5 protein-coding genes are annotated in these 7414 nt (G+C 72.0%); 2 read left to right on the forward strand and 3 right to left on the reverse strand.

What is annotated here, in order from left to right; translation table 11 throughout:
• The first annotated feature begins 131 nt into the window (after positions 1-131).
• Together AC07DS_RS38735 and AC07DS_RS38740 are read left to right on the forward strand one after the other, a co-directional pair.
• Positions 132-2366 (forward strand): HelD family protein, encoded by a 2235-nt coding sequence (locus AC07DS_RS38735; RefSeq protein WP_479153216.1) that lies wholly within the window; start codon positions 132-134, stop codon positions 2364-2366.
• Positions 2367-2605: 239 nt separating this feature from the next.
• Positions 2606-3085: a CAP domain-containing protein gene (locus tag AC07DS_RS38740; protein ID WP_479153217.1), complete on the forward strand. Its 480-nt coding sequence runs from the start codon at positions 2606-2608 to the stop codon at positions 3083-3085.
• 9 nt (positions 3086-3094) lie between these two features.
• Here the strand turns inward: AC07DS_RS38740 and glgB are convergent, their stop codons facing one another.
• The 3 genes from glgB to AC07DS_RS38755 all read right to left on the reverse strand — a co-directional run.
• Positions 3095-5605: a 1,4-alpha-glucan branching enzyme gene (glgB, locus tag AC07DS_RS38745; RefSeq protein ID WP_479153218.1), complete on the reverse strand. Its 2511-nt coding sequence runs from the start codon at positions 5603-5605 to the stop codon at positions 3095-3097.
• Positions 5602-7026 carry a maltokinase N-terminal cap-like domain-containing protein gene (locus AC07DS_RS38750; protein ID WP_479153220.1) on the reverse strand — a complete coding sequence of 475 codons (1425 nt, stop codon included), beginning with the start codon at positions 7024-7026 and terminating at the stop codon, positions 5602-5604. The genes glgB and AC07DS_RS38750 overlap by 4 nt, the downstream gene beginning before the upstream one ends.
• Before the next feature lie 93 nt (positions 7027-7119).
• Positions 7120-7414: alpha-glucosidase C-terminal domain-containing protein (locus AC07DS_RS38755; RefSeq protein WP_479153222.1), on the reverse strand; the 295-nt coding region annotated here is incomplete at its 5' end.

Consider the following 7414-nt stretch of genomic DNA (forward strand, 5'->3'; position numbering starts at 1 on the left):
GCTCGGGGGATTTCTGTGCGTATATTCAGTGGTTCGCGACTTCAATTCGGAGTGGTCGCGGAGAAGTTCAGTGAGCACAGTATATCCGGGCGGGAGCGGAATTGTCAAACACCGAATTTCCAGATGATGAATTGCGCCACGAACAGGAATTCATCGATGGACTGTACGCGCGCGTGGACGTGCTGCTCGGCGAGGCCGAGACCTCGGTCGCGGACGCGCTCGCCCAGGGCGACAAGCCCATGCAGGCCCGGCTGGAGCGGGACATCCTGGTCGCCGAGCGCTCGGGCCTGCTCGCCGCGCTGAACGCCGTCGACGGCTCGCTCTGCTTCGGCCGGATCGACCTGGCCGACGGCACGGTCCACCACATCGGCCGGATCGGGCTGCGCGAGGACGACGCCGAACACACCCCCGTCCTCATCGACTGGCGGGCCGACGTCGCCCGGCCCTTCTATCTGGCCACCGGTCACACCCCGATGTGCCTGCGCCGCCGCCGGCACATCGCCACCGAGGACCGGACGGTGACCTCGCTGCACGACGAGATCCTGGACCTCGGCGACGCCACCCGCACCGGCCACGAGGACCCGACCGGGGACGCCGTGCTGCTGGCCGCGCTCAACTCGGCGCGCACCGGCCGGATGGGCGACATCGTGCAGACCATCCAGGCCGACCAGGACCGCATCATCCGGGCGCCGCACCGCGGGGTGCTGGTCGTCGAGGGCGGCCCCGGCACCGGCAAGACGGCGGTGGCGCTGCACCGGGCGGCGTACCTCCTCTACGAACACCGGGAGCTGCTGGCCCGCCGTGCGGTCCTCATCGTCGGACCCAACCCGGCCTTCCTCGGCTACATCGGCGAGGTGCTGCCCTCCCTCGGCGAGACCGGAGTGCTGCTGGCCACGGTCGGTGAGCTGTTCCCCGGCGTGCGGGCGACGGCGGCCGACGGCCGGGAGGCGGCCGCGGTGAAGGGCCGCGCCGACATGGCGGCCGTACTCGCCGAGGTCGTACAGGACTGGCAGTCGCTGCCCGATCCGGTGATCGCGATCGAGCACGACCGCGAGATCCTGATGCTCGACGACGGCCTGGTGAGGGTCGCCCGCGAGCGCACCCGCGCCGCCAAGCTGCCGCACAACGTGGCCCGGGAGTACTTCGAGGGCCACATCCTCAACACGCTCACCGAGCTGTACGCCGAGCGCGTGGGCACCGACCCGTACGACGGCAGCAGCCTGCTGGACGCCTCCGACATCACCCAGATCCGCGACGAGCTGGCCGAGAACCGCGAGGTCTGGGCGGCCATCGACCAGCTGTGGCCGCGTCTGACGCCGCAGCGCCTGGTCGCGGACTTCCTGGCCGACCCGGTGGGCTACGTCTCCGACGACGACGCGGCCGCCATCCGCCGGCCGGTGACCCGGGAATGGACCGTGGCGGACGTACCGCTGCTGGACGAGGCGGCCGAACTGCTCGGCGTGGACGAGCGGTGGGCGCGGGCGCGGGCGGAGCGCGAGCGGGAGACACAGGTGGCCTACGCGCAGGGCGTGCTCGACGTCTCCTACGCTTCCCGCACCTTTGAGTTCGAGGACAAGGAGGACGGTGACCCCGAAGCCTCCGAGGTCCTGTCCGCCCACGACATCATCGACGCCGAGCGGTTCGCCGAGCGCCACGAGGAGGCGGACCACCGCAGCGCCGCCGAGCGGGCCGCGGCCGACCGGACCTGGGCGTTCGGGCACATCATCGTCGACGAGGCGCAGGAGCTGTCGCCGATGGCGTGGCGGCTGCTCATGCGGCGCAGCCCGACCCGCTCGATGACCCTGGTCGGCGATCCGGCCCAGACTGCGGAGCCGGCCGGTGTCGGCTCCTGGGCCGACATCCTCGAGCCGTATGTCGAGGACCGCTGGGAGCACACCCGGCTGGGCGTCAACTACCGCACCCCGTCCGAGGTCATGGACCTGGCCGCGGCCGTGGTCCGCGCCGAGAACCCGGAGTTCGAGCCCCCGGGCTCGGTCCGCTCCACGGGGGTACGGCCCCGGGTGTGGGACGCGGGCGACGATCTGCCCGGCGCGGTTGCCGAGGCAGTCGCCGAACTGACCCCGGTGGAGGGCCGGTTGGCAGTGATCGCCCCGCGCGAACTGCACCGCCGGCTGGCGGCCCGGCTGGACGGCGTCACGGCGGGTACCGAACCCGACCTGACGCGGAAGGTCGTCCTGCTCGACCCGCGTCAGTCCAAGGGGCTCGAATTCGACTCCGTTCTGGTGGTCGAACCCAGGCGGTACGGCACCAGCGACCTGTACGTGGCCCTGACCAGGGCCACGCAGCGACTGGGCGTGGTGCACACCAAGGGGTTGCCGAAGGCGCTGGCCGAGGCCTTCGGGTAACGCGCAGGCAGCGGGAGGTGACAGGTGGTGCCCCGGCCGCCGGACTCGTGGGTCCACCGTGACGGGCGTACGGTGGAGAGGTACGAGCGCAGGCGCCGGGCACCATCCGAGGAACCGCCGGTGACCCAGGGTTCTGCGGGCGCTCGCTTGCCGTGTCCGTGCCACCGCGCGAACCCTTCACACGTCTCACGGAGTTCCGGGGGGATTTCTCGCCGTCACTTCCGAACGAAGGCATTTCCATGCGGACCACGACCACACTCATACGCCGTCTGTGCGCCGCCGCCTGCGCGGCCCCCCTGCTGTTCGCCGGAGCGGCCGGCGCCGGGGCCGCGGTGACCCTCGCCCCCGCCGCCTCGCCCGGCGAGATCCTGCAGCTGGTCAATGCCGAGCGGTCCAAGGCCAACTGCCCCGCCCTGCAGGAGAACGGACAGCTGACCAAGGCCGCCCAGACGTTCGCGGACGACGCGAGCAAGAACCACCTGACCAACCACACCGGTTCCGACGGCTCCAGCTACACCCAGCGCATCAAGAACGCCGGCTACAACGCGGGACCGTCGGCGGAGAACATGTCCTGGGGCACCACGGACGCCAAGACGATCGTCGACGGCTGGATGAACAGCTCGGGCCACAAAGGCAACATCCTCAACTGCAGCTACAAGGACACCGGCGTCGCCGTCAGCGGTGACTACGCCGTCCAGGTCTTCGCGTCGCCCGGGTGACGCGGGCCGCTAGGCCGGCCGCAGCCACACCGTGGCCAGCGGAGGCAGGGTGAGCCGGATGCTCGCCGGACGTCCATGGGCGCCCGGCGGCTCCGGTTTGACCGGGTCGGGGTGGACCACGTCGCTGCCGCCGTAACGGGCCGCGTCGGTGTTCAGGACCTCCAGCCAGGCCGGGACGTCTTCGGGGACGCCGATGCGGTAGTCGTGGCGGACCACGGGGGCCAGGTGGGAGACCGCCAGCAGCGGGGTCCCGTCGGCGGAGCGACGCAGGAACGCGAAGACGTTGTCGTCCGCCGAGTCGCCCGTGATCCACTGGAAGCCCGCCGGATCGGTGTCGCGCTGCCACAGGGCCGGGGCGGCGCGGTAGCCGGCGTTCAGGTCGCGGACCAGGTCCCGGACGCCCCGGTGGTCCGCCTCCGCGCCGTACGACGGGTCGAGCAGCCACCAGTCCGGGCCGTGCGCCTCGGACCACTCGGCACCCTGGGCGAACTCCTGCCCCATGAAGAGCAGTTGCTTGCCGGGGTGGGCCCACATGAAGCCGAGGTAGGCGCGATGGTTGGCGCGCTGCTGCCACCAGTCGCCCGGCATCTTCGAGACGAGGGACCGCTTGCCGTGCACGACCTCGTCGTGGGAGATCGGCAGCACGTAGTTCTCGCTGTACGCGTACACCATCGAGAAGGTCATCTCGTGGTGGTGGTACCTGCGGTGGACGGGGTCGTGGCTCATGTACTGGAGCGAGTCGTGCATCCAGCCCATGTTCCACTTCAGGCCGAAGCCCAGACCGCCGAAGCCGCTCGGACCCCTGTGGTGGGTGGGGCGGGTGACCCCGTCCCAGGCGGTGGACTCCTCCGCGATGGTCACCACCCCGGGGCAGCGCCGGTAGACGGTGGCGTTCATCTCCTGCAGGAAGGCCACCGCGTCCAGGTTCTCCCGGCCGCCGTGCTCGTTGGGCGTCCACTGGCCGGGCTCGCGCGAGTAGTCGAGGTAGAGCATGGAGGCGACGGCGTCCACCCGCAGCCCGTCGATGTGGAACTCCTCGCACCAGAACACGGCGTTCGCCACCAGGAAGTTGCGCACCTCGCGACGGCCGAAGTCGAACTCCAGGGTGCCCCAGTCGGGGTGCGCGGCCCGCAGCGGATCGTGGTGCTCGTACAGGGGGCGCCCGTCGAACTCGGCCAGCGCCCAGTCGTCGCGCGGGAAGTGCGCCGGCACCCAGTCCATCAGGACACCGATGCCGGCCTGGTGCAGCCGGTCCACCAGGTACTTGAAGTCGTCCGGGGTGCCGAGCCGGGCCGTCGGGGCGTAGAAGCCGGTGACCTGGTAGCCCCAGGAGCCGCCGAAGGGGTGCTCGGCCACCGGCATCAGCTCCACGTGCGTGAAGCCCATCTCCGTGACGTAGGCGGGGAGTTGCTCGGCCAGCTGGCGGTACGTCAGGCCGGGCCGCCAGGAGGCCAGATGGACCTCGTACACGGACAACGGTGACTCGTGCACGGGCGTGTCGGCGCGGTGGGCCAGCCACTCCGCGTCGCCCCACTCGTGGTGCAAGGCGTGCACGATCGACGAGGTGGCCGGCGGGACCTCCGTACGGCGGGCCAGCGGATCGGCGCGCAGGGTGCGCGAGCCGTCCGGGCGGGTGATCTCGAACTTGTACAGCTCGCCCTCGCCGATGCCGGGCACGAACAGCTCCCACACCCCCGAGGAGCCGAGCGAGCGCATCGCGTGCCCGCCGGCGTCCCAGAAGTTGAAGTTCCCCGCTACGCGCACACCCCGCGCGTTCGGTGCCCACACCGAGAACCGGGTCCCGGTCACGCCCTGGTGGGTCAGGACGTGCGCGCCGAGCACCCGCCACAGCCGCTCGTGCCGGCCCTCGCCGATCAGGTGCAGGTCCAGTTCGCCGAGCGTGGGCAGGAAACGGTAGGCGTCCTCGGTCTCGTGGACGGTGCCGTCGTACGTCACCAGCAGCCGGTGGGCGGGGACCTCGGAGAGCGGGAGCAGCCCGGAGAAGAAGCCGTCCCCGTCGTCGTGCAGGTCCGCCCGCAGGTCGCCGGAGACCACGGTGACCGCCTGCGCGTAGGGCCGGAAGGCGCGGAAGGCGATCCCGCCCGGGACCGGATGGGCGCCGAGGACGGAGTGCGGGTCGTGGTGGGCGCCGTGCAGCAGCCGCTCGCGGTCGCCGGCGTCGAGCGCGGGGGAGACGGCGACCTCGGCAGGGCGCTCCCGGGCGGGCGGTTCGGGCTTGCGGGCGCGAGGGACGGCGGCGGAACCGCTCTTCGCGGCAGAACCGGACTTCCCGGCGGCACCGGTCCTCTTGGCCGTGCCCGTTGTGGCCGTGCCCTTTCCGGCGGGGGCCTTTTTGGCTGCGGTCTTCTTGGCTGCGGTCTTCTTGGCCGTGACCTTCTTGGCTGTGGCCTTCTTCGGGGCCCTGGCCTGCTCGGCCGTGCTCTTCTCCTCTCTGCTCTGCTCGGCCTTGCTGGTGCCGGACTTGTCGGTCTTCGAGGTGGCAGGCTTCTTGGACGTCACGGACGGGTCTCCCGGGCGAGGGTCGGGTCGGACGTGGCGAGGCGGCGGACCGCGGCAAGGGGTACGGGCAGCCAGTCGGGGCGGTGGCGGGCCTCGTAGACGACTTCGTAGACGGCCTTGTCGGTCTCGTAGGCCCGCAGCAGCACGGGGTCGGTGCGAGGGTCGCGGCCGGCCGTCTCCGCGTAACCGGAGCAGTACGCGGCCCGGCAGCGCTCGGCCCAGCCCGGTGCGGGCGGGCCGGCCGAGCGGGCGGCGTAGTCGAAGGAGCGCAGCATCCCGGCGATGTCCCGCACCGGCGGCTGCGGCAGGCGCCGTTCGGCCAGCGGCCGGGCCGGTTCGCCCTCGAAGTCGATCAGCGACCAGGTGCCGGACGGCGAGCGCAGACACTGGCCGAGATGCAGGTCGCCGTGGATGCGCTGGGCGGTCCAGGTGCGCCCCTCGGCGGCCAGGTCGTCCAGCGCCGCATAGGCGGAGCGCAGCCCCTGCTCGTACGGCCGGAGCGCCGGCACCGCCTGGACGGCGGCCGTCAGCCGCTCGGTCATGCCGTCCACCAGCAGCCGCAGCTGGGCATGGCCCAGGGTGACCGTCGGCAGGGCATGGGCGAGGGCGGTGTGCACCTCGGCGGTGGCCCGGCCCAGGGCCCGGGCCTCGGCGGCGAAGTCCTCGCCCTTGGCCAGCTCGCGCAGTGCCAGCTCCCAGCCGTCGGCGGCGCCGCTCACGAACGGCTGGAGCACGGCCAGGACGTACGACGTGCCGGCCTCGTCGGCGGGCTCGGTCCGCAGCCATGCCGTCGGCGCGGGCACCCGGGCGCAGCCCTCGCGGGCCAGGGCGCGCGGTATCTCCAGGTCGGGGTTGACGCCGGGGACCACTCGGCGCAACAGCTTCAGGATGAACGTATCGCCGTAGACGATCGACGAGTTGGACTGCTCGCCGGTCATCGGACGGGCCACCAGTCCCTCCCGGATCTCCTGGTCCGGGTCCCGTTCGAACCGAAGCCCGCCGACGCGCGCCTGGGTGCGCAGGGCCTCCAGGAGGACGTCGGCGGGCCGGGGGTCGTACAGGGCCTCGTACACCGTGCGGCCGGCGAGCGGGCCCTCGGTGACATGTCCGATGAGCGCGGGCGCCAGCCTGGGCGGCAGCGCCTCGCGCACGCCTATCAGCAGCTGGTAGCAGTCACCGGGGTGCGCCGGGGCGCCGAGCACGGGCGGCTGGTGGGCGCGCAGGAGCAGGTGGTGGAGCCCCAGCCGAGCGTCGTGGGGCAGTAGTTCGGTGGCCGCCACCTGGGTGAACCCGGTGACCGGGCGGCCCTTGCCGGCGAACCAGCGCTGTCTGGGCAGCCACTCGCGCAACAGGGGTTCGAGCGAGGCGAGGAGGCGACCGGAAGTGGGAGTCGTACCGGAAGGGGTGACCGTATCCGCCATGGGCGTCACGTCCTTTCCCCGGGTCGTCGGGGTGTGACTGATGGGTGCCCCGGGCGGGACGGCGGAAACCGGCCGCCGTCCCGCCCGGCCGGACTACGCGGCGTCCCGGCGCAGCCGGAACCAGTAGAAGCCGTGGCCCGCGAGGGTCAGCAGGTAGGGCAGTTCACCGATCGCCGGGAACCGCACCCCGCCGAACAGCTCGACCGGATGCCGCCCGCCGAACCGCCTCAGGTCCAGCTCCGTGGGCTGTGCGAAGCGGGAGAAGTTGTGCACGCACAGCACCAGGTCGTCCTCGTAGTCGCGGAGGAAGGCGAGGACGGCGGGGTTGGAGGACTGCAGTTCGGTGTAGGTGCCGAGTCCGAAGGCGGGGTTCTGCTTGCGGATCTCG

The organism is Streptomyces sp. NPDC044064 (assembly GCF_056434245.1).